20 protein-coding genes are annotated in these 24641 nt (G+C 41.3%); 8 read left to right on the top strand and 12 right to left on the bottom strand.

The features are described 5' to 3' along the window. Nucleotides 1-222 precede the first annotated feature (222 nt). From AS141_RS14505 to AS141_RS14485, 5 genes are all read left to right on the top strand, one after another. On the top strand, nucleotides 223-2106 hold the full coding sequence (locus AS141_RS14505; RefSeq protein WP_057938385.1) for an amidophosphoribosyltransferase: 1884 nt from the start codon (nucleotides 223-225) through the stop codon (nucleotides 2104-2106). Nucleotides 2107-2246: 140 nt separating this feature from the next. Beyond that, nucleotides 2247-3299: a M42 family metallopeptidase gene (locus tag AS141_RS14500; protein WP_057938384.1), complete on the top strand. Its 1053-nt coding sequence runs from the start codon at nucleotides 2247-2249 to the stop codon at nucleotides 3297-3299. Nucleotides 3300-3404: 105 nt separating this feature from the next. Beyond that, nucleotides 3405-4370, top strand: a complete 966-nt coding sequence (locus AS141_RS14495) for a phosphatase domain-containing protein (RefSeq protein ID WP_057938383.1) — start codon at nucleotides 3405-3407, stop codon at nucleotides 4368-4370. 17 nt (nucleotides 4371-4387) lie between these two features. Beyond that, the gene (locus AS141_RS14490; protein WP_057938382.1) at nucleotides 4388-5293 is read left to right on the top strand and encodes a diacylglycerol/lipid kinase family protein; all 906 of its coding nucleotides are present in this window, start codon (nucleotides 4388-4390) and stop codon (nucleotides 5291-5293) included. Nucleotides 5294-5373: 80 nt separating this feature from the next. Continuing rightward, the gene (locus AS141_RS14485; protein ID WP_057938381.1) at nucleotides 5374-6177 is read left to right on the top strand and encodes a 3-keto-disaccharide hydrolase; all 804 of its coding nucleotides are present in this window, start codon (nucleotides 5374-5376) and stop codon (nucleotides 6175-6177) included. A 229-nt stretch (nucleotides 6178-6406) separates the two neighbouring features. On the opposite strand, the gene AS141_RS14480 is transcribed toward AS141_RS14485, so the two are convergent. From AS141_RS14480 to AS141_RS14430, 11 genes are all read right to left on the bottom strand, one after another. Next, nucleotides 6407-7573, bottom strand: coding sequence for a Gfo/Idh/MocA family protein (locus AS141_RS14480; RefSeq protein ID WP_082632301.1), 1167 nt, complete (start codon nucleotides 7571-7573; stop codon nucleotides 6407-6409). A gap of 189 nt (nucleotides 7574-7762) precedes the next feature. Further along, nucleotides 7763-8533, bottom strand: coding sequence for a 3-ketoacyl-ACP reductase (locus AS141_RS14475; RefSeq protein WP_057938380.1), 771 nt, complete (start codon nucleotides 8531-8533; stop codon nucleotides 7763-7765). Next, on the bottom strand, nucleotides 8530-9975 hold the full coding sequence (locus AS141_RS14470) for an oxidoreductase (RefSeq protein ID WP_057938379.1): 1446 nt from the start codon (nucleotides 9973-9975) through the stop codon (nucleotides 8530-8532). The genes AS141_RS14475 and AS141_RS14470 overlap by 4 nt, the downstream gene beginning before the upstream one ends. Continuing rightward, a complete protein-coding gene (locus AS141_RS14465; RefSeq protein WP_057938378.1) occupies nucleotides 9972-11351 on the bottom strand; it encodes a glycoside hydrolase family 88 protein in 1380 nt (459 codons plus the stop codon). Before AS141_RS14465 ends, AS141_RS14470 begins: the two co-directional genes overlap by 4 nt. Continuing rightward, nucleotides 11341-12753, bottom strand: a complete 1413-nt coding sequence (locus AS141_RS14460; protein ID WP_057938377.1) for a sodium:solute symporter family protein — start codon at nucleotides 12751-12753, stop codon at nucleotides 11341-11343. The genes AS141_RS14465 and AS141_RS14460 overlap by 11 nt, the downstream gene beginning before the upstream one ends. Continuing rightward, nucleotides 12750-12962 carry a hypothetical protein gene (locus tag AS141_RS14455; protein WP_057938376.1) on the bottom strand — a complete coding sequence of 71 codons (213 nt, stop codon included), beginning with the start codon at nucleotides 12960-12962 and terminating at the stop codon, nucleotides 12750-12752. The genes AS141_RS14460 and AS141_RS14455 overlap by 4 nt, the downstream gene beginning before the upstream one ends. Nucleotides 12963-13182: 220 nt before the next feature. Further along, nucleotides 13183-15483 (bottom strand): FdhF/YdeP family oxidoreductase, encoded by a 2301-nt coding sequence (locus AS141_RS14450; RefSeq protein WP_057938375.1) that lies wholly within the window; start codon nucleotides 15481-15483, stop codon nucleotides 13183-13185. Nucleotides 15484-15531: 48 nt separating this feature from the next. Beyond that, nucleotides 15532-15867: an MmcQ/YjbR family DNA-binding protein gene (locus AS141_RS14445; protein WP_057938374.1), complete on the bottom strand. Its 336-nt coding sequence runs from the start codon at nucleotides 15865-15867 to the stop codon at nucleotides 15532-15534. A 105-nt stretch (nucleotides 15868-15972) separates the two neighbouring features. Continuing rightward, nucleotides 15973-16602: an NAD(P)H-dependent oxidoreductase gene (locus tag AS141_RS14440; RefSeq protein ID WP_057938373.1), complete on the bottom strand. Its 630-nt coding sequence runs from the start codon at nucleotides 16600-16602 to the stop codon at nucleotides 15973-15975. 153 nt (nucleotides 16603-16755) lie between these two features. After that, the gene (locus tag AS141_RS14435; RefSeq protein WP_057938372.1) at nucleotides 16756-18318 is read right to left on the bottom strand and encodes a serine hydrolase domain-containing protein; all 1563 of its coding nucleotides are present in this window, start codon (nucleotides 18316-18318) and stop codon (nucleotides 16756-16758) included. Nucleotides 18319-18425: 107 nt separating this feature from the next. Then, nucleotides 18426-19295: a DUF808 domain-containing protein gene (locus AS141_RS14430; protein WP_057938371.1), complete on the bottom strand. Its 870-nt coding sequence runs from the start codon at nucleotides 19293-19295 to the stop codon at nucleotides 18426-18428. A 148-nt stretch (nucleotides 19296-19443) separates the two neighbouring features. Between AS141_RS14430 and AS141_RS14425 the strand changes: the two genes are divergently transcribed. The 3 genes from AS141_RS14425 to AS141_RS14415 all read left to right on the top strand — a co-directional run bounded on the left by AS141_RS14425 (nucleotide 19444) and on the right by AS141_RS14415 (nucleotide 23624). Continuing rightward, the gene (locus AS141_RS14425) at nucleotides 19444-20445 is read left to right on the top strand and encodes an SGNH/GDSL hydrolase family protein (protein ID WP_232424926.1); all 1002 of its coding nucleotides are present in this window, start codon (nucleotides 19444-19446) and stop codon (nucleotides 20443-20445) included. Nucleotides 20446-20584: 139 nt separating this feature from the next. Further along, nucleotides 20585-21100, top strand: a complete 516-nt coding sequence (locus tag AS141_RS14420) for a GNAT family N-acetyltransferase (protein WP_057938370.1) — start codon at nucleotides 20585-20587, stop codon at nucleotides 21098-21100. Nucleotides 21101-21248: 148 nt separating this feature from the next. Beyond that, a complete protein-coding gene (locus AS141_RS14415; RefSeq protein WP_057938369.1) occupies nucleotides 21249-23624 on the top strand; it encodes a tetratricopeptide repeat protein in 2376 nt (791 codons plus the stop codon). Between the two features lie 65 nt (nucleotides 23625-23689). Here the strand turns inward: AS141_RS14415 and AS141_RS14410 are convergent, their stop codons facing one another. Continuing rightward, a complete protein-coding gene (locus tag AS141_RS14410) occupies nucleotides 23690-24367 on the bottom strand; it encodes an OmpA family protein (RefSeq protein ID WP_057938368.1) in 678 nt (225 codons plus the stop codon). Nucleotides 24368-24641: the final 274 nt, after the last annotated feature.

Here is a 24641-nt window from a genome sequence, read left to right as displayed (position 1 = left end):
GAGATAGGGGGTGGTAGCGGGGAAATCACTAAAATTGATTGTGGAATATTCCGTCAGATTGTACTAGGAAACCAAGTGTAGGAGAGTAGGAAGAGTATTTGAGATAGATCAAAAAAAGAATGATTTGCCAAATTTTAGGAAAGCAAAGAGAACTTATTTTGCCCAGAATATCTTCAAAAAACAATTACCTTTGATTCTTCAAAATAACATTTGCCAGACTCTATGAGTGACGCTATCAAACACGAATGCGGCATAGCAATGATTAGATTGCGAAAACCTGCCCAGTATTACATCGATAAATATGGGACAGCGGCTTTCGCCTCTAACAGGCTCTATGTCTTGATGCAAAAACAAATCAATAGAGGCCAGGATGGTGCAGGTGTCGCCAATGTCAAGATTGACACAAAGCCTGGGACCCGTTATATTAGTAGATATAGATCCATTGAGCCTTCCGCTGTCAATTATATTTTTGATAAAATCAACCGAAAGTATAAAAAAGCCAAGAAAATCGGAGGTCATGATGCACTTTCTGACGGAACTTGGCTTAAAGAAAATATCGCGTTCACAGGAGAGGTTTGGCTGGGACATCTGAGATATGGTACGCATGGAGAAAACTCGATAGAAACCTGTCACCCTTTCCTAAAGCAGAATAACTGGAGAAGCCGTAACTTGGTCATGGCCGGTAACTTCAACATGACCAATGTTGAGGAGCTTTTTGATAAGCTGGTACAGCTAGGTCAGCACCCAAAGGAAAAAACTGATACTGTCACAGTGATGGAGAAAATCGGTCACTTCCTAGACGAGGAAAACCAACGTATTTTTGATAAATATAAGCACCAATTCTCCAATGAACAGATTACTCAAGTGATTGAGGATGAATTGGATATGGCTAGGATCCTTAGAAGATCTTGCAGAGACTTTGATGGTGGTTATGCTATGGCTGGCATCGTAGGAAATGGTTCGGCTTTCGTAGTTAGAGATCCTTCAGGTATTCGTCCTGCATATTATTATGCTGATGATGAGGTGATTGTAGTTGCTTCGGAAAAGCCAGCAATTAAATCAGCCTTCGATATTAATTTTAATTCCATCAAGGAGATTCAGCCTGGACATGCTTTGGTCATCAATAAGGATGGCTCGTTCGCGGAATCGGAAATAATGCCGGCAAGAGAGAAAAAATCCTGCTCTTTTGAACGAATCTATTTCTCTAGAGGAACAGATCCTAATATCTACCAAGAGCGAAAAAACCTTGGTCGAGCTTTGATCCCCCAGATCTTAAAAGCAATTGATTTCGATTTGAAAAACACTGTGTTTTCGTACATACCGAATACTGCGGAAACCGCATTTCTGGGTATGATCGAAGGTTTGGAGGATTATTTGGCAGCCAAAAGAAGAGAAGTATTCGTGGACGGTAAACCCCACATGGGTGATTTAGATGAATTGTTGAATTTCCGTCCTAGAGTGGAAAAACTCGTAAGTAAGGATGTGAAATTGAGAACCTTCATTACCAATGATGATGATCGGGATTCTATTGTGGCCAATGTGTATGATACCACATATGAGGTAATCAAATCTGGTATTGATACACTTGTAGTGATAGACGATAGTATTGTAAGGGGAACCACCCTTGAGAAAAGCATACTCACAACACTGGATAAACTAAATCCGAAACGTATTATCATTGTTTCGTCAGCTCCTCAGATCAGATTCCCTGACTGTTATGGCATAGATATGTCCAAAATGAAAGAGTTTATTGCTTTCAGGGCTGCTTTGGCTTTAATCAAGGAGAGAAAAATCGAAAACACATTAGATCAGGTCTACGATTCTTGCGTGGCATCTCCCTATTCTACCGAAAACTTTGTGAAAGGTGTCTACAACTCATTTACTGATGATGAGATCTCTGAAAAAATCTCCGAGATCGTTACCAATGAAGATATCAAGGCTGAAGTGAAAGTGATTTACCAGACTGTAGATAATCTTCACAAGTGCTGCCCTGAGCATCTTGGAGATTGGTATTTCACAGGAGATTACCCTACCACTGGGGGCATGAGGGTAGTTAATAAGTCATTCGTCAATTTTATGGAAGGCAAGACAGTTAGGGCATATTAATAGTAGAATTTATTATATTTTATGTTTTTAACTAAGACATAAAAATCAAGAAATAAAGGCACAAGGAAGCTATTCTTTGTGCCTTTGTTGTTTTCAAGATATATCAAATCCTTAATTTCACACAATCAAAAAAATAGAAAATGGACATAAACGTAAGCCTTTTAAAAGAAATATGTGAAATCGCCGGAGCTCCCGGGTTTGAGAAAAGAGTTCGTGATTTAGTAATTGATCTGGTCACTCCACTGGCAGATGATGTGAGGGTTGATAATATAGGGAATGTGATTGCCCTCAAAAAAGGTAAGAGAAACGCAGATGGAAAGCGGGTGATGGTGGCTGCGCATATGGATGAAATAGGATTTATTGTCACTCATATTGATGATTGCGGATTCTTGAGATTCCATACTTTGGGTGGGTTTGACCCAAAAACACTTACTGCCCAGCGCGTGATCGTGCATGGCAAAAAAGATCTGGTAGGTGTGATGGGAAGCAAGCCAATACACGTAATGTCTACCGAGGAAAGAACTAAACTTCCTAAAACCACAGATTTTTTTATAGACCTGGGTTTGCCTAAAGAGGAAGTGGAGAAATACGTCACGGTAGGAGATCCGGTCACCAGAAATCGGGAATTGATCGAAATGGGAGATTGCGTTAATTGTAAGTCGATCGATAATCGTGTCGCTGTATTCATTCTTATAGAAACACTGAGACAGCTGGAAAACCCGGCTTATGATGTTTACGCGACTTTCACCGTGCAGGAAGAAGTTGGTCTCAGAGGAGCAAATGTAGCTGCGCATGGTATTAATCCTGATTTCGGAATTGCCCTGGATACCACGATTGCTTTCGATGTTCCAGGAGCTCAGGCTCATGAGAAAGTGACAGAGCTTGGCAAAGGGACAGCAATCAAAATCATGGATGCCATGACAATCTGTGATTATCGTATGGTCGAATTTATGAAGCAAACTGCTGATAAATCCAAAATTTTATGGCAGCCTGAAATCTTGGTAGCGGGAGGAACAGATACAGCCGGGGTACAGCGTATGGGGAAACAGGGAGCGATAGCTGGAGCGATTTCTATCCCGACTAGACATCTACATCAGGTGATAGAGATGGCTCACAAGAAAGATATTGCTGATTCAATAGCTTTGCTTAAATCTTGCCTTGAGCAGATTGATGACTACGATTGGAAACACTGATGTAAAATATTTCCGAGGCTCTTTTCTTGATAAATGAGAAATGTCCTGCTTACTATATGCGTGATTTTTGCGTTAGTGCTAGTGTACCAACTATCAGACTATTCGATGAGAATTAGTAAGCAGGACAGAATTAAAGTAGAGCCTTTTTTAGCATTTGGAAATGACACTGAAGTTTTTTTCAAAGGAAGAGTAATCAAGGCTTACACGCAGAAAAGACCTTCATCTAGAAATAATTGGCTCTCCAATATTATTGCGGCACTGAAAAGGTATTCAGGCTCATCTGTGCCTATGGCAAAAGTGGAAATTACCTTTCAGGAAAAAAGCTATACAGTTTCGACTGATGAGGATGGGGTTTTTGAACTACAGATCGGGGATTCACAACCCAGTACTGAGCAGAATGAGGTAGTGACTTTTCAGGTCTTGGAGCCAGCCTCTAAGAAGTCTCTGGTTGCGTATATGGAGGTGACGAGGTATGCAGGTAAATTAGGTGTAATATCTGATATAGATGATACGGTTATTATCTCCCATTCTTCTGAAATTGGAAAGAAGTTTTGGCTTTCTATTTCGAAGAATGCCTACACAAGAAGACCCTTGCCTGGGGTGTCGGAATTTTATAAGAAAATAACCAATGAAAATGCTTTACCTATATTTTATGTATCGAGTAGCGATTGGTCACTTTTTGACTTGATTAAAGATTTTCTTCGGTATAGGCATATTCCCGAAGGGCCAATTTTGCTTAAGGACAAGCATATCAACATGAAGAATATCTGGAAGTCTGGTGGTGGTGATCACTTTCACAAATTACAAAAGATCGAGATGCTTATGGAAATGTATCCTGAAATGTTATTTTACTTGATTGGAGATAGCGGTCAGCATGATCCTGAGATCTATGCTCAGGTCATTCAGGATTATCCCGGAAGAGTGAAAGATGTTTTCATTAGAGTAGTAGGTAAGTTGGATTCAGCCAGAAAAAGTGAATTGAAGAATCTTCATGAATTTGATCGATTCCATTTCATAGAGTCATCTGAAGAGGCAATAGCAATAGTAGAAAAAGAGTTAATGATCCAGTAATTTAACCTGTACTTCCAATGGCCAGAAAATGTCTTTTAATATATAATCCTTTCTCGGGGAACGACTCTACTACTGAAGTTGAACTTCTCGAAATGGCGAAAGTTAAACTTTCTGATTTTGAGGTAGAATTATGGAAAACTACAGGTGAGCATGATGAATCAAAAATCCTTGCTAAATATGAAGAATTCAAACCTGATCTTGTAATGATAGGAGGGGGAGATGGGACAGTTAAGCTGGTAGCCAAATGCCTTCATCGTAAGCAGACACCGCTGTGTGTTTTACCTTTAGGATCAGCTAATGGCCTGGCAAAATGTCTGGGAATCAATGATATTGTGGATTCCTGGGAAGCTGTTCGGGATTTTGATATCCACCCCATTGATGCAATTGACATCAACGGGGAGCTTTGTTTGCATTTGGCGGATTTTGGGATTAATGCCAACCTGATTCAAAAATTTGAACAAGAGGAATCCCGGGGAATGCTGGGTTATGTGAAAAATTCATTTTCTGAAATTTTCGGTACAGAGGCAAAGAGCTTTCGCCTGACAATCGCGGAAAAGGCAATAGAACTTAGAGCCAAAATGATTGTGATTGCCAATGGTGACCAGTACGGTACCGGAGCAATTGTGAATTGCAAGGGACTCATGGATGATGGTAAATTCGAAATTATTGCCCTTAACCCCGAGACTGTCGAAGATTATATTCGAATGACAATGGCCTTCTTTAAAGGGGATTTGGATCAAGTTGAAGGAATCAAAACCTGGGCAGTTGAGGAATGTCAGCTTTTGAACCCAGAAGGGGCGGAATTTCAAATTGACGGAGAAATGATGGGTACTGTTGAATCAATTACGGCCAAAATCCAAAAACATGCATTTCAGTTTTTAGTTGGAAAATCATTTGCTGCTTGCCATACTTCCTCAGATTGAGCTCATTCAGACCAAACTGGAATTTTAAATCCAGGAATTGCTTAACTTACCTCATTCTATTTATTTCAACTTTTACCTTCATGTTTAGAAAAGCACTTATAGCATCCCTACTGGGAAGTATATTGGTTTCCTGTAACTCCGAGAAAACAGAAATTCAAGAAGTACAAGAGCCAAAGGCAGAATGGATTGATATGTTCAATGGAGAGAATCTTGAGAATTGGACTCCAAAAATCTATCATCACGAAGCTGGGGATAATTATCAAAACACCTTTCGTGTAGTGGATGGCGCAATTGAGGTGAATTACGATGATTACAATGAGGGATTTAATGATCGCTATGGGCATTTGTTTTACAAAAAGCCTTTTTCAGCTTTTCATATGACCTGGGAATATAGATTCACAGATCAATGGCTAGAAGATGCGGCCAGCTATACTTATAGAAATAGTGGAGTGATGTTTCACTCTCAGGCACCAGAAACGATTCTGAAAGAGCAGGATTGGCCGATTTCGGTAGAATGGCAGATGCTTTCTGAAGAAGAAGAAGGAGTTCCGAGACCGACAGGAAATATGTGCTCACCAGGGACAGACGTCTTTTTCAAAGGTGAAAAAGATCCAAGGCACTGTATCAATTCCACTTCCCCGACTTTCAAATGGGACGAGTGGGTGAAAGCCGACCTGATCGTTTTCGGCGATTCCTTGGTGATCCACATGGTGAATGGAGATACGGTACTTCAATACACTAAGCCGCAAATAGGAGGCGGAGTGGCCAATAATTTTGATCCCCAATACAAAGTTGATGGTCAAGCGCTAACCGAAGGTTATATAGGATTGCAGAGTGAAGGCCAGGGCGTGATATTTAAGAATCTGAAGATTAAGGAGCTTTAAGAAGTATTTAGGAGTAAGATGTGGGTAGCATGGTTTCAGATAAAGAGCCAAGATTCTAAAATTTTGGAGTCAGAAATCAGATAAAATAGTTGCTGCAGTTCTTGGGGGTACGAATAGAGTTTTTAGTTCAGATAGTTTGTAAAACTATCTGAAAAATCTTCTTCTGCCGAATGATGCTCTTCCTTGTTTCACTTCGATAGCATTTCTCCTACCTTCCTTCTCAAAACCTCTACTTCAAAAAAACCGTCTTTCCAGTCTTTGCGCTTTCTACAGCAGCGGAAAGTATTTTTACGACGATCATGTTGTTTTCCAAGGAAGGCAAAGCATATGCTTCCAGCGTCAGTTCTCCGTTGATGACGGCCAGGAAAAGAGTGAAGGGATCTTCAAAAGGTGTATTCTGATATTCCAATTCAAACTCATTTTCTTCAAAACCGGAATAGCCTTCAGCATATTGAACCCGGATATCTGTTGGGTTATCAGCATAGATGGCACCTTTCAGTCCGTAGATTTCCATATCCTTTCTACCAATTGGCCAGTTCCAGGAAGCCTGAATTATGGCCTGAGAATCCTCATAGTTTAAGATTATAGTTGCTTCATCGTCCACTTTAGGATTATTTTCTGACTGAAGTTGGTGAGTCACTGCTGTTACAGATTTTGGGAGCTGTCCATTTTCCAACCAAGTTACCAGATTTGCCCCATAGCAGCCAAAATCTATCAGCGCTCCTCCGCCATTCAGCTTCGGGTCAGTTAGCCATTCTAGAAACTCATCACTGACTCCGATTTTTTTTGGCCCTCGGTGGCCGTCTCGAACCACCACTTTGCGCAGGTCCCCGACTTCACCGTTTTTGAGAATCTCATACGCCTTGAAAGTGCTCGGATACCAAGTTGTTTCATAATTGGTGATCAGATGAATGTTATGCTTTTCTGCCAATTCCTTCATTTTCACCGCATGCTCCAAGCTTACAGCCAGAGGCTTTTCTACCATTACGTGAATTCCCTTTGGAGCACAAGCTTCAACCACTGCAAGGTGATCGTAGATATTTCCAAAAGCTGTGACTGCCTCAGGATTTGTTTTCTCTAGCATTTCCTCCAGCGAGTCAAAGACCAAATCCATAGAAATTCCGTGTTGTTCAGTTAGCCTTTTTGCTAACTCTCTATTCGGCTCTGCTATTCCGACGATTTCCAAATCTTCCCGGTCTTTAGCATTCAAGATCCATCCTACATGACCGTGAGTCAGTCCTGCTACACCAATTTTAGTTCGCTTTTGCTGCGCAAAAGATGGATTGATGCAAAGGGCAAAAAGGAAAAGACTTAATATGAATTGGGTTTTTATGGCCTTTGGATTGACTGAAAACAGCAATTTTCGAAGGCTTGGTTGGTTTTTTTCATAAGTCATACTCAATGGGAATAAAAGTTCGCTGTGTAAAATTTAAATATGATTTTCAGATAGCTTTGTCAGTATAGTCTTTAAAGCATCAAAGAATTAGAAAAACACTAGCCTTGGGGCTACTTCGTTTTCGGTCTTCCAGCCGTTAATTTAAGAAGATATTGCTAACCCAATCATTCCGGTTAATATAACAATCAATTACATCCGCGCGATAGTCATACCGCCATCTACGCAAATAACTTGACCAGTGGAGTAAGGAAAATCGCCTTTTACTAAGGCAGTGACTACTTTGCCGATATCTTCAGGAACTCCCATTCTTCGTTCAAGTGTCATTCCGTTTTTCACTCCGTGGTGATAAGTTTCGCGGACTTTTTCAATCATATCTGTCTCAATTACCCCGGGCCGAATTTCGTAAACTGGGATGTCAAATTCTGCCATTTTCACTGCTAAAACCTTTGAAAGCATGGATAACGCAGACTTGGACATGCAATAGAAAGCCCGAGTCGTTGAGGCAACAGTGGATGAAATAGAGGTGATGGTGATGATAGAGATTTCCGATTCAGGGCTCGCTTTCTTCAAGTCTGCCATCCATTTTGCGATAGCTTGAGTTAAAAAGAATGTGCCTTTTTGATTGATATCCATTAGATGGTCATAATCTTCTTCAGTCACATCAAAAAAATCACTTCTAGTTCTAGGGGCCACTCCGGCATTGTTTACGAGAATATCGATTTTCCCAAATTTCGCTAATAAGCTTTCAACAATCGTCTTGCGATCTTTACTGGATGCAATGTTCCCTTGAAGGTACTCTACTCGGACACCAAATCCTTTCAGCTCTTCCAAGACCTCTCTTACCTCTGACTCTTCACGTACGCCATTGATGGCTAAATTAATGCCTTCTTCAGCAAGTTTTCGGGCTATCCCTAAGCCAATTCCCCGTGTTCCACCTGTAACCAATGCGACTCGACTCATGATGCTTTGATAGTTTTAAGTGTTTCGTGTATTTCCATTTTTTTATAAAAAGGGTCCAACGGAAAACAGCCAGAAATCATCCCATTCCTAGGTGCTGTAGTACAATCGGAGAAAGTACGACAGATTTTTGCCCGTTTCATTGGAGTACCTTCAAGCACATCGGCGGGTAATTCCGGATAGCTGAGCACCATTCTGCCCAGGCCAATAGAATCTGCTTTTCCTGTTTTCAATACATTTTGTGCCACATTTGGTAACCATTCTTGCAAATAAGAATAGCCTGAACCTACAGTATAAAAACTTGGAAAAGCTTTCTTCACTTTGCTTACGGCAGAGATTTGCCTCGCCACTCCCTGAAGAGGATCCTCAGGAGGGGTGTAGCCATCTGATGGAGGGAAAAGCGCCGGACGCTGAATATGTGGATTGTAATAAGGACTGCCGGCTGTGGTGCAAAGCAGTTCTATATCCAGCTTCTCCAGTTCTTTGAGGAATTCAAAAGACTCAGATAAGTTTTCACCAATTCCGGATTCATTTCCTCCAAAGGCATATTTGTATGGACTTTCTGCAGCAGGAATCCCAGTGCCTTCTGGGCCTTGCTTGAAGGGCATCCAGTCGAAAATACTCATTCGTACACCGATTTCCAGCCCAGGTGCCTCGGCTTTGATTCCTGCTACGATCTCACGGATGAAGCGTGTTCTGTTTTCGATTGACTTCCCATATTTTCCTTCACGGTCGTAGGCGCTCAGGAATTCATGTCCCAAATAGCCGTGACAATGCTTGATGTCAACGAATTTGTACCCAGTCTGCTGCGCGCGGACAGCCGCAATTACATATGCATCGATCAGTTCTGAGATTTCTCCATCCGTCATCAATGGGTAATCTTCCGCTAGACCAAATTTCTTATTCAAAACCGGATGGGAATAGAGGATTTTAGGTTCCATCTTCGTTTTGCTATTCGGTTTGCAGAATCTACCTGAATGTGTTAGCTGCAAACCGGTGAGCAAATCATCCGAACTTCCAAAAGCACTTGTATGCTCTTGCTCAACCATCTGATACAATCGCTCAAAATCACCTAGGTTTTTTTCATTGATCATTAATTGGTTTGGGTTTGCTCTGCCTGCCGGTTGTACGGCGACAGCCTCACAGCCCCAAAGTAATTTCGCTCCGGAAATCGCAAAGTTCTTCCATCGTCTTTTGGTGAGTTCGGTAGGTTTCCCGTCAGTAGTGCCGTCCCAGCCTTCCATAGGAAGGATACAGAATGCATTTCCTATGATGTTACCAGCTCGTGTGGTGTGTGCTTTCGTAAATGGAGAATGCTCTCCTGTCTTCAAATCCTCATCGAAATCCATTCTTATGCCTGCTTTTTTCAGATGATCACGAAGATTTTCTGTAGTTTTCAGCTGAGCAACTCTAGGGTATTGTGGTTTGTATTTTCCAGTGTTCATCGCCCTATACAATTTAAATAGCTATAATAGATTTCGCCTTTTAGCATACGCTGGAGTAATAGCGCCAGCTCACGTGCATGATAATCCCCCCACATACATGATTCTCCGTATGGAACTTTATTTGGTTCCCGACGATGGTCCCAGCCGTTTGGCTGATGGTAGATAGAATGTAATATCAAACCTTGATGGTCAGGATCTGTAGAGAGATATGGCTCAGCAAATAAATTTTTGGCTATTTGAATTCCTGCATTTATATACTTCTCCGACCGTATCGGGTTGGAATTTTTCAGCCAATTCCCAATTCGGATAAATCCTTGTGCGGCTATACAAGCTGCAGAAGAATCGATTGGTTCATAGGCATTATATGGGTCAGATTTCTCATTGAGGTAATCACCCATTTTATGCAGATTCGGTGCTCCAGTGTCCCAATAGGGAATACCATCTGTCGGTGTATTACTAAGGTAAAACTCGGTAGTTGCGATGGCTGCTTTAGTAAGTTCTGAGATAAGATCCTCTTTCGAGATAACTGCTGAATAGTCCAGCTCGTCAATCCTGTCTAGAATTTCAAGTGTTTCACCCAACCCGCAAATAGCCCAAGCCAAACCCCGGGTCCAGGTGCTGAAGCCGGTATAGCCTTGTTGAGAATTTGGACAGCGGTAATTTCCGTCATTTATGTTGAAGATGATTTCATGTGCAGTTCTCCCTGCAGTGTCGTAGGTGTCTCTACCATTTCCATAAAAAAGCGAATAGCGGACAGTGCTAAGAATGTGTTGGATCGCCCGCTGGATGAGCGATATGCGTTTGTCGTTTTCTCCCTGCAAGACATGGCCTAACCCATGCGAAACGATTAGTGCCCTGCACGAGCGAATGGTATCTACAAACAAAGAATGGGGACCGTTAAACGAATAAATAAATCCGCCATCAGGGATTACAGTCCAGCGTGTTGCCTGTACCGCACCACTTACTTTTAGCGCAAGCTGATAGAAGTTTTTCTCCCAATCGGAATTTTCAATTTTCCCTTCTTCAATTAGCCTGAGTAAATTTCCGTAGGTGCTGACATTGTTAAATCCATGATCGTGCACTCCTGTATGGGTGAGGTGAGGAGCCATTTTGGTTAATGTGTTGTCTCTTCCTATTTTTAAAAACTGCTGGTCCCCAGTTGCGTCAAACTGAAGAATTGACGAGCCATACTGAAAGCCTTGGGTCCATTCAGTCCAGCCTCGGGTTACATATTTTCCATTTTCTGTGAAAACCGGTGCCCCCGTATTGGGGTCAAAATATTTTTCTATTTGTAGAATTTTTTGTGCAGAAAGCTCCCAGAATCTTATGAGAGGCTGTTCCAGTTGAGTTGTGGAAATGTTTGAATCAAGCTTCATGCGTTGTTTTTTGAGTCAAATGATGTCTTAGCATCAAGATAAAAGTTAGGATAAAGAGTACACAGTACATCAAGAAATCAAGAGGATACCCGCCAATACGATCGGGAACGACTCCTACAAGTGACAATACGAATGTGAGCAGTGCGAAGGTTGAAAGCCAGATTAGTGCTTTGGGAGGGTTCTTGAATATCACAGCGCCCAATACTACGGGTGCTATCATAGATGTGCCTGCAAAACTCACACGTGCCAACAATACCAATTCATCACTCATATAAGTGGAAAATACCAAAACGATCAACGAAAATATCAAGATTGAAATCTTAGTGACCCGCATATTGGACTTGTCAGATCCTGAAAGCAGGGACCTAAGTTCGGTGCCTAATGCAAAGATCTGCGCATTTGTAGTAGAGAGACAAGCTGCGAAAAGTCCGACTACAGCGAGAGCTGCAACGGGTACCGCCTGATCAAATAAGAGCGCATTGGTAAGGAAGTCTGCAGTACTTGCGTCAGGATATTTGATAGCACCATAAAGCCCAATAAAGGCAGTCGGCAGAATTACAAGAATTGCAAAAATACCAACAGCATAAGCCATCCTATGGACGGATTTTAGATTTTTCATCACTACCAGACGAGTGGTAAATTGAGGCTGGGAAACAGGGATAAGTACAATAGCTATGGCTGAAGCTATCAGAAAGGGGCTGGTGAATAATCCTTTCGGGCCAGGAAGTGTCAGCAAATCTGCATTTGTTTCAGACACTTTTGCCAACCCGGACTCCAGCCCTCCGCTCATTTGAAGGCAAGTCACGCCAATAATCCAGATCACAGTAAGCATGATCACGCCTTGGATAGCGTCACTGTACACGATTGCTTTTAGCCCTCCGATTTCAGAATAAATCAGCATGATAAATACCAAAAGTGCCGACCAAGACCAGTAAGGCAGCATATCAGGAAATGCCGCATCCAAAAAGATAGAAATGCCGCGTATTTGGATGGCTACATAGGGAATCAGAAAGAGGAAGGCACTTGCAAATACCAGATATCCAGGGAATGAATGGCCATAGCAGGATTTCATCAAACCGGCTACTCCTTTATATCCGTTGATTGAAGCTCTTTTTCTTAATGCATACCCAAACCATATCAGAAAAAAAACCATCAGCGCATCAGATAAAGCCAGGAATATCCAGGCCCCAACCCCGTGAGTGCGGAAGAAATCCGGCATGCCCATGAAGGTGAAAGCAGAGAATAGGGCTGCCGAAAATGTCAGGAAACCTAGGATGGTACCGATATTCGATCCTGCGAAAATGAAGTCGTCGGAAGTTCTGTCTTTTTTATAGGAGCGATAAGAAGCGTAGCCTAGCATCGCCAGAAATAGCGAGAAAAAGAATATTAACCATGCAATCATTGCTTCTTAGGATCTTCAAATGGAAAAACTTTGGATCCGATAAAGGTGGCGAATACTACAAGCACCGTAATCAGGAATCCTGACCAAAAGACAAAAGGTACATCTGCCAAAGTGGGAACAAGTTTTCCTTCTTTGAAGATAAAAAGATAGGAAGCGACTGTCAGTACGATCACAGCAAGTACCAGCTGTTTCCATTGTTTGGATTTCATGGGGATAGGTTAAGGTTATTTTGGATAATTCGGGTTTGACCTAAAAATCAATTTAAGTTTGGCTTAAAATAGTAATTATCTTCTTTAATACTAACCTGTAGTGGTGCGCTGATTTGATTTTGTTACGAAATGGATTGCATAAAGAAGAAGTATAAATGCAAAGTGGTAAACGATAAAATTCACCAATACTTATTACTCCCTGGTTTACTACTTACAAAGTTCAATCTGCCTTCTCCAAACTCACCTTGACCGACTTACTAATGGGTGTATTGCTTTTTTCTGCATACTCATGAATAGGGATGAGAGGATTTATTTCTGGGAAATAGGCTGCCAAATTTGTTTGGGGGATATGGTATGGTATGACTAAAAATTGAAAGACTTTACGCTCCTGTCCCTGATAATTGCTCATAATATTCACCACATCCATTTTCTTGAAATTCTCCCGAGCCATATCGGTTTCATTCATAAAAAGAACTCTGCGCTCATTATGAATACCTCTGTAGCGATCATTAAGACCATAGATTGTCGTATTGAACTGATCGTGTGAGCGAATACTCATCAACAGATATTCATTTTCATTTAGGTTGTGAATCGGTAATTCAGTCATGCTGAACTGAGCCCTCTGATTTGGCAGTTTACTGAAATCTAGATTTCGCACATTATTTGGTAAATAATATCCTGAACCTTCAGACTTGGTATTCAGGTCTTTGAAACCGGAAATCACTTCTCCTAATTTCTCACGCAGCAACTCATAATTTGATCCCAGCGACTTCCATTTTACAGGATGGACTTCTCTGAAGTACGCTGCAGCAATTCCGGCAATAATTTCTGGTTCACTTTTAATATCATCCGAAATTGGATCTAGAAATCCTTTGGATTGATGCACTATTCCCATACTGTTTTCTACCGTCAAATGACGTTTCTCCCCATCTTTTACATCCTTATCTGATCTTCCAAGTGCGGGCAAAATCAAGGCTGTCTTTCCGGTAATCAAATGACTACGATTGAGTTTAGTACTGATCTGGATCGTAAGGTCGCAGTTTTGAACCGCTTTGGCTGTGTATTCTGTGTCGGATGCAGCAGATACAAAATTCCCTCCCAAACAAATAAAGACTTTGGATTTCCCCTCATACATAGCAGGAATTGCCTTTACCACATCTACTCCTTCGTGATCAGGTGCATCGAAGCCAAAGGTGTTTTTTATAGCAGCATTTAATTCTTTGGAAACGTAGTGCATAATTCCGACACTTCGATCTCCCTGTACATTGCTGTGTCCCCGAACGGGACAGGTGCCTGAGCCAGGCTTTCCAAGGCTACCTTTAAGAAGGAGAAGATTGACACATTCCTTGATATTTTCTACACCGTTTTTGTGCTGGGTCAATCCCATGGCCCAGCAGATGATGATTCGACTTTTTTTGGCTAAAAGAGTAACAGCTTCGTTTATCAATTTCTCTTCCACTCCACAGAGTTCAAGTAATTCTTGTTCTGTGTGTTTGTCTAAATGAACTATAAGAGATTCGTAGCCTTCGGTGTAGTTAACTATGAATTCATGGTCAAAAACTTTCTTATCGACTTTATCTAATGCGGCCAGTTTTTTCTCTATCAATTTCAAAAGGGCAACATCCTGATTGATTTTTACCTGAAGATATATATCTGTTAAACCCTGTCCGTTGAGCAACATTCCACTTAACCCCTGAGGATTTCTGAACCTGATTAACCCAGCTTCTTGAAGCGGGTTAACACTTATTATTTTTCCTCCATTCGCTTTGCATTTTTCCAGCGCTGAAAGCATTCTTGGATGATTTGTTCCTGGGTTTTGCCCAATTACCATAACTACTTCGGCTTTGTCAAAATCCTCCAATTTTACTGATCCTTTTCCTATTCCCAGTGTCTGAGAAAGTCCTACTCCGCTGGATTCATGACACATATTGGAGCAATCTGGCATATTGTTCGTCCCAAATGCTCTAGCGAAAAGTCCGTATAGAAAAGCGGCTTCATTGCTGGATCTGCCAGAAGTGTAAAAAATGGCTTCATCTGGATTTGAAAGCGCATGTAAATGATCTGCAATCAATCTAAATGCATCTTCCCAAGTAATTTCCTGGTAATGGTTCGAGCCTGGCTTAAGGATCATTGGAGCAACTAATCGACCGCTTTTCCCAATTTTGTAGTCTGACCAGCGGGACATTTCCTGCACAGAATAATTTGAAAAGAAGGTATTATCCACGATTTGGTTAGTCGCTTCCTCTGCCAATGCCTTGGCTCCATTTTCGCAGTATTCTGCCAGTTTAGATCTGTGCTCAGGGTCTGGCCAAGCACACCCAGGACAGTCAAAACCATCCAGCTGATTCATGTGGGATAGTGTCTTGATAGCCCGTATTGCACCCATTTCTTTGAAAGTATGCTGAAGTGCGACCTTTACTCCAGTGAATCCGGCAGCATAAGTAGCTGGGTTTTTAAGTTCAATTCCAGTGAATTCTTTGGAGCTTTGAGTTTCAATATTCTTTCTCGTGGATGAAGACATATATTGATGTTTTTTTGGTCGTTTTTTTAAAGATAAAGGCCAAAATGTTTATGGATTAGGCTTTCTATTATGCTTGTTTACATCCGAATAGGCAGAATTCAGAGCTTCGAAAAGCACTTCTTTTGGAACCTTTTGGAGGTCAAACGTTGTCCAGCCTTTTTCCCCCCATTTGTTTGGTACAGGGTATATTGCATTAGGATCAAATTCACAAAAAGCATTTTGCTCATCTAATGTCAATACAAGGTTTGCTGTTTGAGATTTCTCATGCAGGGTAGCAAATATCCGTTTTTTCACCACTTTGAAAGCAGTTCTATCAAAGTGGGGAGCGCTTTCAGTGCCTGGAAAGGAAAGTGCCAGCTTAGCAAATGATTCTGGAGTTATCATGGATCAGTTTGTTGTCATCCCTAAGTTCAGAATTTCCCGGTACAAAATAAAAAAGTGGATTGAGCGCTTGCCCAATCCACTTTGTATTCCTGAAAATTATTCCAGTTAGATAACTGTCACAAATTTTTCTTTCGGAGTCCGTACTTTTTTCATGTTTACCAACCAATCATCTTCCTCATTTCTATATCCAAGCGGTAACACAATAACACTGCGCAATCCTTTGGATTTAAGGTCCAAAATCTCATCCAGTGCTACAGGATCAAAACCTTCCATGGGAGTGGAGTCTACCTTTTGCTCTGCTGCTGCAATCAATGCTGTGCCCAGCGCTATATAGGCTTGTTTGGCGGTGTGGGTAAAGTTTTCTTCAGCGGTTTTGGCAGTATAGCTTTGCAAAAGCTTGTTCCTATACTCGTCAGTGACCGCGTCAGGTAGGCCTCTCTGCTCATTGTTGTATTTGAATACACTGTTGATTCTCTCCTCAGTATAGTTGTCCCAGGCTGCAAATACCAGGATGTGTGATGCGTCGGTGATTTGGCTTTGATTCCAGGCGATTGGTTTGATTCTCTCTTTTACTTCAGGATCAGTAATCACCAAAATTTCATAAGGCTGCAATCCTGAGGAAGAAGCCGATAGTCTCACTGCTTCTAGAATGTAATCCACTTTTTCTTGGGGAACTGAAATTCCGTTCATTGATTTGGTGGCATATCGCCAATTCAAATTTTCTAAAACTTGCATAATTAGTTGGTTTAGTTTTCAAGCTTTTTGGCTTCCGCCTGAAGGCAATGATTACTAAACATTCTGCCTCTTGTAAAGTTCAATGTTTAGAAAATAAATGTATATACATAGATATTTATTTATATTCTCTGCGTAATTCAGCGTTGTTTTGAGCTACTTTTTCGGTTTGAAGTTCAAATCGAGTTGTTGAACTTTAGTGTCGTGCTCGGGTGTGAGTGTAAAGAAAATGTCGACATCTCCATTTTCTCCTTTAAGAGTGAAGCTACCCCGAAGTTGATTGCTTGGCTTAAGAGAAGTTATGTTACTGATTTCTCCAGCTTGGGACAAAATTGTTTTGTATTCAGCATAGCGCGATTCTTTAGACTGATCCAAAAAGAAGTTTTCTGCCAAAATAGAAGCTTCAAGGTCTTTGTTGCTTGTTTGGATTAAAATTATCAGTTGATTTTTGCGTTTTTCCAGAATATCCGAAACAGGTATTTGTCTTGGTTTCATAATTCCTTTTTCATAAAGCAACTCTTCAATTTCTGAAAGCGGCCATGGAGTGGTGTAAGTCAAGTTGCAAAATGCCATTATCCCAATTCCAAATTCTGGAAAAAAACGATAGTTACTACCAAATCCTGGTAGTGCGCCTCCATGGGATACCCATTTTGTTCCTTTACAGTTTTGAGAAATCCCCAAACCAAAACCATAGCCACTCATAATAGCACAATCTCCGGTTTTAATTAACCTAGAATATTGAGGTGTCTGCATTTCCCTTAGCGAACTTCTTCTTATTGGGCCATTTTCTTTACCGCTTCGTGGAGGCCAGGCAGATAAATGGAGGCTTACATACTTGCTGAAATCCTCAATAGAAGTCACTAATCCGCCCATTGCACCAAAAACCCCGTCATGTAACATAGGTTCAAGTTTCCATTGCTCATCCTCCCAGCGGTAGCCGATTGCCAACTCCTTTTCCGGAACATCGTCAATTTCCCAAAAAGTATGAGTCATTCCCAGAGGTTGCAAAATATTCTCTTTTATATAATCCTGATAGGACTGACCTGATACTTTTGAGATAATGTGACCGAGGAGCGCATAACCTGTATTGCTGTATTCGTATTGGAAAGAAGGTACATTGGCGAAGGAAATTCCATCGTTGATCATATCCAAAAGCATCTGCTCATCTTCATCAAGTTGGCGGTCTCCCCAGGGATTGTCCTCCGGAAATCCAGCTGTCATCGTCAGAAGATTTTCTATGTCAATCACCGGAGCATCATCAGTCAGGTATTGAAGTTTTGCCATCTCAGGAATGTATTTCTCTACAGGATCATTAAGAGAAAGTTTTCCTTCGTCCCGAAGTTTCATGATAGCCATGGCAGTAAAGCTCTTGGTCATCGAAGCAATTCGGAAACCTGACGTGGTGGCTACTGGCGTGTTTTTCTCTAAATTAAGTACGCCTGTAGAAGAGGCCAGAATCAATTCCTCGTCCACTACTATACCATAGGCAATTCCCGGAATGTGATTTTCCTTTGCGTATTTTGCCATGAGGGCTTCAAGTTCAGGACGTATTTCTTTGATCTTTTCAACTCGCTGATCCTGCTCAAAGACTGGTATTCTATAGGTTGGATTAAAAGTAGGCGTAAACCCTTCGGCTCTTTTGTCCTGAGCAAATGAAGCCTGGGATGAGAAAAGGACAAGAATTATCAGATTTGCTAAGTAGCTATAACAGGTTTTCATTTATAGTTTTTTTTGAAGAACTATAAGATAATAACAAGCAGCAAAAATCTTGTCCATTTAAAGGGAAGCTATGATGAAATGCTAAAAATGAATTTTTAGAACAATATCTAGTTCTTTTTTAACAGCTTTTTCCCAAGGGAAATAATCCCAAAAGCTATAAAACCAATTATCAGACCCATCAGGAATTCGGTGATGATGGCTGGAAATGAAGGAAAGAGGTGATGGAAAAAGTCAATATTGTGGACGAAAATTCCTCCAGAGACCAGAAGCAAAGCTATAGTTCCTATGAAGCCCATGGCTTTGATGAGTTTAGGAAGAGCATTGACCATAACCAAGCCGACTTTATCAGAAAAGCTATCTTCTTGTTCATTCATTGCGATCAGCTTATACCCAAACTCATCCATCCGTACGATCACAGCCACGATACCATAGACGCCGACTGTGGCAATCAGAGCTATAATAGAAACTACGAGGATCTGCTCCAAAATGGGTTCTCCGACCACAGTGCCAAGCGCGATAATCACAATTTCCACTGAGAGAATAAAGTCAGTAACTATAGCGGATTTTACCTTTTCCTTTTCTCGGGCCAGAATCTGTTCTTTCGTAAGATCTTCAGCTAGATTTATATGCTTCTCATGCTCGTGCGGCACAAAGTATTCGTAGATTTTCTCTGCTCCTTCGTATGCGAGGTACAATCCTCCCAGTATTAAAATGATTGTGACCGCTGTAGGGACAAAAGCACTGAGCAAAAAAGCAAAGGGGAGAATTATGGCTTTGTTCAGAAGGGAGCCTTTGGTGATTGCCCAGAGCACCGGGATTTCACGATCGGAGACAAAACCAGAAGCTTTCTCCGCATTTACGGCCAAGTCATCTCCCAAAATCCCAGCAGTTTTCTTTGCTGCTACTTTACTCATTACCGCCACATCATCCATTAGTGTAGCGATATCATCTAACAATGCAAATATTCCTGAAGCCATTTGTTCCGATCTTTTTTGAAAACTATGTTTGATTTATAGAAACTGAGGGTGAAGATACTTTGCTCCTGCGATGCATACAAATGAATATTTTCACAGTGGATGATTTGCTGAAGCGCCAAATAATCTCTTTAACTTGGAATTTTAACACATGTTTTATACCAAAATAGCAGCGATGATACGTGGCGCACTCCTTTTTATTCTTTCATTCCTATCAGGTTTCCCGGTCTTTTCCCAGGAGGGTTATCTGATCCCCCAGGAGGTTCACCGGATTGTTTTTTTGGGAAATAGTATTACCTACAGTGGCCAGTATATCAGCTATGTGGAAACCTATTTTAGATTAAAACATCCAGATCGTGATATGGAATGGATTAATATGGGGTTGCCAAGTGAGACCGTCTCCGGCCTGTCTGAGGAAAATCATGCCAATGGGGCTTTTCCCAGACCGGATCTACACGAGCGACTGGACAGGGTTTTTAATCAACTAAAACCTGATTTGGTTTTCGTAAATTATGGAATGAATGATGGGATTTACTTACCCTTGGAGCAGGGAAGATTCCAGGAATACAAAGACGGGCTTAATTGGCTTGACTCTAGGATTTCGGAAATCGAAGCCGAAGCAATTTATATCACTCCCCCTGTATATGATCCTAAAAAAGGAGCGGCTTATGCCAATGTGTTGGATAATTATTCAGATTGGCTGCTGTCTCGAAGATATGTGCAAGAATGGAAGGTCATTGATATCCATTGGCCTATGCGTCACTATTTAGAAGAGCAACGGGCTTTGGACAGTACGTTTTATTTAGCCAAAGATGGGGTTCACCCAGGGGAAGTAGGGCATTGGTTAATGGCAAAGGAAATTTTGCTTAGTTTGGGAGAATCCGGGGTAAGACACTATGGGGATATTCATGAAGCGATTGCGACATTTCCATCTGGCGAAAAAATACTGGAACTTATTTCTAAGAGACAATCTTTACTCAAAGATGCTTGGCTTACATCTACTGGACATTTGCGCCCGGGGATGGCAGATGGTATTCCTATTCGTGAAGCTGAAAAAAAGTCTAAAGCCATTGAAGAACAAATAAAGAAGCTTTTGAAAATCAAGTTTCCTGATGATTTGGATGAAAGGAACCAGCTTGAAAATCAAAAATAAAGTATTGAAGTCTTTTCTATTTACTTCAGAAGTAAGGAAAAGAATGGCTTACAAGTCAGAGAAGAGAAAAATCAAATTAGATTTGTCTGAAAATTGATAAGCCTGTTGCAACGGGTATTCAGAATCATACTATTACTACATGTCCTATTTAATCAGAAAGGCCAATTTTGCTGACCTGAGTCCTTTGGTGGAAATGGCTAGGGCCTCATTTGTCGAAGCTTTTACCGAAGGAAATAAAATTGAAAATGTAAATTCTTACCTGGAAGAGGCATTTACTGAAGAGCAATTTATGGATGAGATGGAAAATCCGGCATCCGTGTTTTTTCTACTTGAAGTAGATGGAGTGCTCGCCGGGTATGCCAAAGTGAATTTTGTTCCGGCACAAACGGACCTGCATGATAACTCTAGTCTGGAAGTTGCCCGACTATACCTCCTCCGAAAATACATTGGACAAGGTTTGGGTAAAATTTTGCTAAATCATACGATCAACTTTGCAAAGCTTAACAGGAAAAAGTACCTGTGGCTGGGTGTGTGGGAAAAGAATATACGGGCGATTAAATTCTACGAAAAGAATGGCTTGAGCATCTTTAGTTCTCATCCTTTTCCTTTTGGGGATGAAGTTCAGACTGATTTTTTGATGCGGATGGATTTCTAATGTGATCCGCTAGCGTGTCATTTCGGATGGTTGGAAGAATAAGTGCTGGTTTTAGAATCTTGGCTAGAAAAGTCAGTAGTGTTTTATTCAGAATGGCAGGTTAGGGATTTTATTCCTATTTTCATTTTTCCAATCACTGAATATCTTAATGAAGCAGAAATCATTTTTTTGGATTCTACTGGTAGCCATTTTTGGCACTTTGCTATATGCACAAACGTACAATTATGGATATTCTGGAGATGATGGAATTTATGCCTATTTCAACGGAGTGACACAGAAAGGACTGGAAGAATGGGCAGAACTATTCAAGTACGGTTCTATGAATTTCATTCAGATTAACCCGGTCAATACGAGTATATATAGACCTTTTACACTTTTGACTTTTGCGGTTGAGCATCAGATTTTTGGTGAGTTCAAGGGGGGAAATGGGCATATATTGAATGTGTTGCTGTATGGTGGGCTGCTGGTGATTCTGGGTTTGGTTTTGTTGAAACTTTGTGCCCGCAAAAACCTGCCAATCATTCTTCCAATACTAATATTGCTGCTGTATGCAGTTCATCCGATTCACAGCGAAGTGGTGGCTTCTGTCAAAAGCCGGGATACTTTACTGGCTTCTTTATTTGCATTTTCTGCAGTTTTGACTTGGATGAATGGAGAGAATAAAGTGTCTGCCCCGAGGTCGGTTTTAATCGGATTTCTTTTTTTTCTGTCCTTGCTTTCCAAAGAGGAATCACTGCCATTAATTGCCTTGGTCGTTCTAATAGCTTATTTCTTTCAAGAGAAAACCGTAGTTTCCGCCTTAAAAACTACCCTGCCATTTGTGATTCCCGCGGTGGTTTATTTGCTTATTAGAGCGGCCGTTTTGGATAGTGCCAGCACAACTTACGATTCGAAGATCAACTCAGTTCTTTATGGTTTGGGCGGAGGCGAGCGCCTGGCAACCAACCTTTACATTTATCTGGAATACATCAAATTACTGATCTTTCCGCATCCTCTGAGTTGGGATTATTCTTTTGCGCAGCTAGATGTACAGACTTTTAGAAACCCGGTAGTATGGTTGAGTTTACTGCTTTTTGGCGGAATGATTTTCTTAGCATATCGAGGATATAGAACTAGAAACCTTTTCAGTTTTGGGGTTCTGTTTTACTTGGCAACCTTTTCTATTTTCGCCAATTTAACGACTTCGCTGACCATCGGTTCCAATCTGGGGGAACGGTTTATGTTTATACCTTCCATCGCTTTCTGTTTTTTGGCGGTGTATGGCTTTTATTATTTGATTCAGAAATTTCAGCCGGAAAAGCTCCATATCCTGATGCCTCTTTTGTTTATACCAGTGATATTGGCTTTTTCTTGGAAAACCCTAGATCGTTCAAAGGTATGGGAAAGTAATCTGACCCTATCCAGATCAGGAATTGAAACTGCTCCGAAGAGCTGGAGAACGCATGTGATGTACGCAGAAGAATTACGCTTGAAGGGGAAGGAGATTGAAAAATCCTCAGTAGATTCTGCTAAGCCCTATTTCGCTGAGGCGATTAAGGAATTTGATATTTCTAATGAAATTTTGGGTGAGAATAACACCGTGTCTCAATACCTGAATGCGCTGGGTGAAGTACTTCTTGGTTATGGAGATTCAGCTCGGGCAGTAAAAGTCTTCGAAGAAAGTGTAAAAAAGAATCCAAGAGCCTATTTTGGGTGGTTCAAACTTGGCATGCTGAATTATGAGAAAGGCAATTATGGTCAGGCAGAAGCGTATTATTTGAAAAGCTTGAAAGCAGATAGGCCCGAATATTTTCCGAATTACAAGAATCTAGGGTTGACTTATATGAAGAAAGGGGAATTTCTGAAAGCTATTACAATGCTCGAAAAAGCGCTGGAATACCAAGATGATAATGCTACCAAAACCACTCTTTCTTATCTCTATTCGGAAGCTGGAAATAGGGAGAAGGCTATGCAATATCAAGTCGGGGATTCTACAGGGCGGTCAGTGGAGGAAATAACGTTTCTATATGCGATGTCTGAGGCAAATGCTGCTTTTCAGCGGAAAGATTATTCCAAAGCAGCGGAGAAATACGCTAAATGTGACCAGGACTTTGAGGAATTTGGTGGAGCAGAAAAATACCCGGTTTTTTACGCAGCTTATGCAAAATCCCTATTGGAAATTTCAGATACGCTGGCTGCCAAAAAGCAATTCCTGAAAGCGTATGAAGTCAATCCAGCCAATCCTGTTGTGCTTACAAACCTGGGCACGATAGCTTTTTTGAAAGATAAAAACTATGCTGCATCTGAGCGTTATTATCGAGCTGCAACACTTGAAAACCCAGAGGATCCTTTTAACGCTTACATGAATTTGGGCTCTGTCTTGCTGGCGCAGAGAAAAGAGCGTGAGGCATTGCCAGTGCTGGAGAAAGCACTGGAATATGGTTCCAACAAGGTGGTGTTAGGCAATTTATATTTAATCAATAAGTCGCTCGGTGATGAAAAACGAGCTGAGTATTACCAAGGTTTATTGAAGCAGAATCAGTGAGATAAACTAAAAAAGGCAACCTTATTGGTCGCCTTTTGGAATAATAACTAGGATTAATATGAGGGCTATTCGCCACCCAACTCACCTCTTTCTGCCATTTTCTGCATCTTTTTGTTTGCATATATTGCCACTTCTACCCGCCTGTTCTGTTGACGTCCTTCCGAGGTCTCATTGGTAGCGATAGGCTGCATTTCTCCGTAAGCTGTGATTTCCATCCTGTTTTTCGCAATGCCATTTGCAGTTAAGAAATCTTCAACAGAGTATGCTCTCCTTTCCGATAACTTCAGGTTGTAATCATCTGAACCGGTGTTGTCTGTATGTCCCTCCACCAAGACATTTGTGTCCTCATACTTTTTCAATGTTTCAGCTAGGTCAGTCAAGTTTTGCTTAGATGCTTCACTCAGCTCAGATTTGTCCACTGGGAACATCAGTCCGGAATCAAAGGTGATTTTGATGCCTTCTCCCACACGCTCTACTTTTGCGCCCTCAAGGTCACGTTGAAGTTCATCTGCAGCTTTGTCCATTTGATTTCCAATGAGTGCTCCAGCAGTGCCTCCGACTGCAGACCCAATCAGTACGCCTACAGCGGTATTGCCTTTGCCGGCGATCACGCCGCCCAGCACTCCACCCGCAGCACCGCCGATTGCACCGCCTTTTACCGCGTTACTTGATTTACAACTCACAGCCCCCAGAGTAGTCGTTGCGATTAAGGTTGCCATTAAAAGTTTGTTCGTCGTTTTCATGTTTTAATAATAGTTGTCTTTAATAGTTTACATAGCCTGTCCAGAAATCGTTTCGGGAAAATCTAACCTTATGGATAATTCTCTCTTGGTATATCGTTTATGCCATGCCCAATCCCATATTCAGGACCGTATGAAGTATTGAGCTACTCAATAGATGTACCAAATCGGCTATTTGGGGAAAAGAAAGACTTTTCGAAAGTTTACATGGGAAAAACTTCCCAAAACTGTGGAGCAATGGGATGGTAATCCGTCACTGGTTTATCAAACTGTTATT

It is taken from the genome of Algoriphagus resistens (assembly GCF_001442615.1).
GTDB lineage: Bacteria > Bacteroidota > Bacteroidia > Cytophagales > Cyclobacteriaceae > Algoriphagus > Algoriphagus resistens.
This window is presented reverse-complemented; position numbering and strand designations above follow the sequence as displayed.

Excerpts from the sequence above, each read along its gene's own strand:
- AS141_RS14505 (WP_057938385.1), top strand. The coding sequence starts at position 223 with ATGAGTGACGCTATCAAACACGAATGCGGCATAGCAATGATTAGATTG.
- AS141_RS14500 (WP_057938384.1), top strand. The coding sequence starts at position 2,247 with ATGGACATAAACGTAAGCCTTTTAAAAGAAATATGTGAAATCGCCGGA.
- AS141_RS14495 (WP_057938383.1), top strand. The coding sequence starts at position 3,405 with ATGAGAATTAGTAAGCAGGACAGAATTAAAGTAGAGCCTTTTTTAGCA.
- AS141_RS14490 (WP_057938382.1), top strand. The coding sequence starts at position 4,388 with ATGGCCAGAAAATGTCTTTTAATATATAATCCTTTCTCGGGGAACGAC.
- AS141_RS14485 (WP_057938381.1), top strand. The coding sequence starts at position 5,374 with ATGTTTAGAAAAGCACTTATAGCATCCCTACTGGGAAGTATATTGGTT.
- AS141_RS14480 (WP_082632301.1), bottom strand. The coding sequence starts at position 7,573 with ATGACTTATGAAAAAAACCAACCAAGCCTTCGAAAATTGCTGTTTTCA.
- AS141_RS14475 (WP_057938380.1), bottom strand. The coding sequence starts at position 8,533 with ATGAGTCGAGTCGCATTGGTTACAGGTGGAACACGGGGAATTGGCTTA.
- AS141_RS14470 (WP_057938379.1), bottom strand. The coding sequence starts at position 9,975 with ATGAACACTGGAAAATACAAACCACAATACCCTAGAGTTGCTCAGCTG.
- AS141_RS14465 (WP_057938378.1), bottom strand. The coding sequence starts at position 11,351 with ATGAAGCTTGATTCAAACATTTCCACAACTCAACTGGAACAGCCTCTC.
- AS141_RS14460 (WP_057938377.1), bottom strand. The coding sequence starts at position 12,753 with ATGATTGCATGGTTAATATTCTTTTTCTCGCTATTTCTGGCGATGCTA.
- AS141_RS14455 (WP_057938376.1), bottom strand. The coding sequence starts at position 12,962 with ATGAAATCCAAACAATGGAAACAGCTGGTACTTGCTGTGATCGTACTG.
- AS141_RS14450 (WP_057938375.1), bottom strand. The coding sequence starts at position 15,483 with ATGTCTTCATCCACGAGAAAGAATATTGAAACTCAAAGCTCCAAAGAA.
- AS141_RS14445 (WP_057938374.1), bottom strand. The coding sequence starts at position 15,867 with ATGATAACTCCAGAATCATTTGCTAAGCTGGCACTTTCCTTTCCAGGC.
- AS141_RS14440 (WP_057938373.1), bottom strand. The coding sequence starts at position 16,602 with ATGCAAGTTTTAGAAAATTTGAATTGGCGATATGCCACCAAATCAATG.
- AS141_RS14435 (WP_057938372.1), bottom strand. The coding sequence starts at position 18,318 with ATGAAAACCTGTTATAGCTACTTAGCAAATCTGATAATTCTTGTCCTT.
- AS141_RS14430 (WP_057938371.1), bottom strand. The coding sequence starts at position 19,295 with ATGGCTTCAGGAATATTTGCATTGTTAGATGATATCGCTACACTAATG.
- AS141_RS14425 (WP_232424926.1), top strand. The coding sequence starts at position 19,444 with ATGTTTTATACCAAAATAGCAGCGATGATACGTGGCGCACTCCTTTTT.
- AS141_RS14420 (WP_057938370.1), top strand. The coding sequence starts at position 20,585 with ATGTCCTATTTAATCAGAAAGGCCAATTTTGCTGACCTGAGTCCTTTG.
- AS141_RS14415 (WP_057938369.1), top strand. The coding sequence starts at position 21,249 with ATGAAGCAGAAATCATTTTTTTGGATTCTACTGGTAGCCATTTTTGGC.
- AS141_RS14410 (WP_057938368.1), bottom strand. The coding sequence starts at position 24,367 with ATGAAAACGACGAACAAACTTTTAATGGCAACCTTAATCGCAACGACT.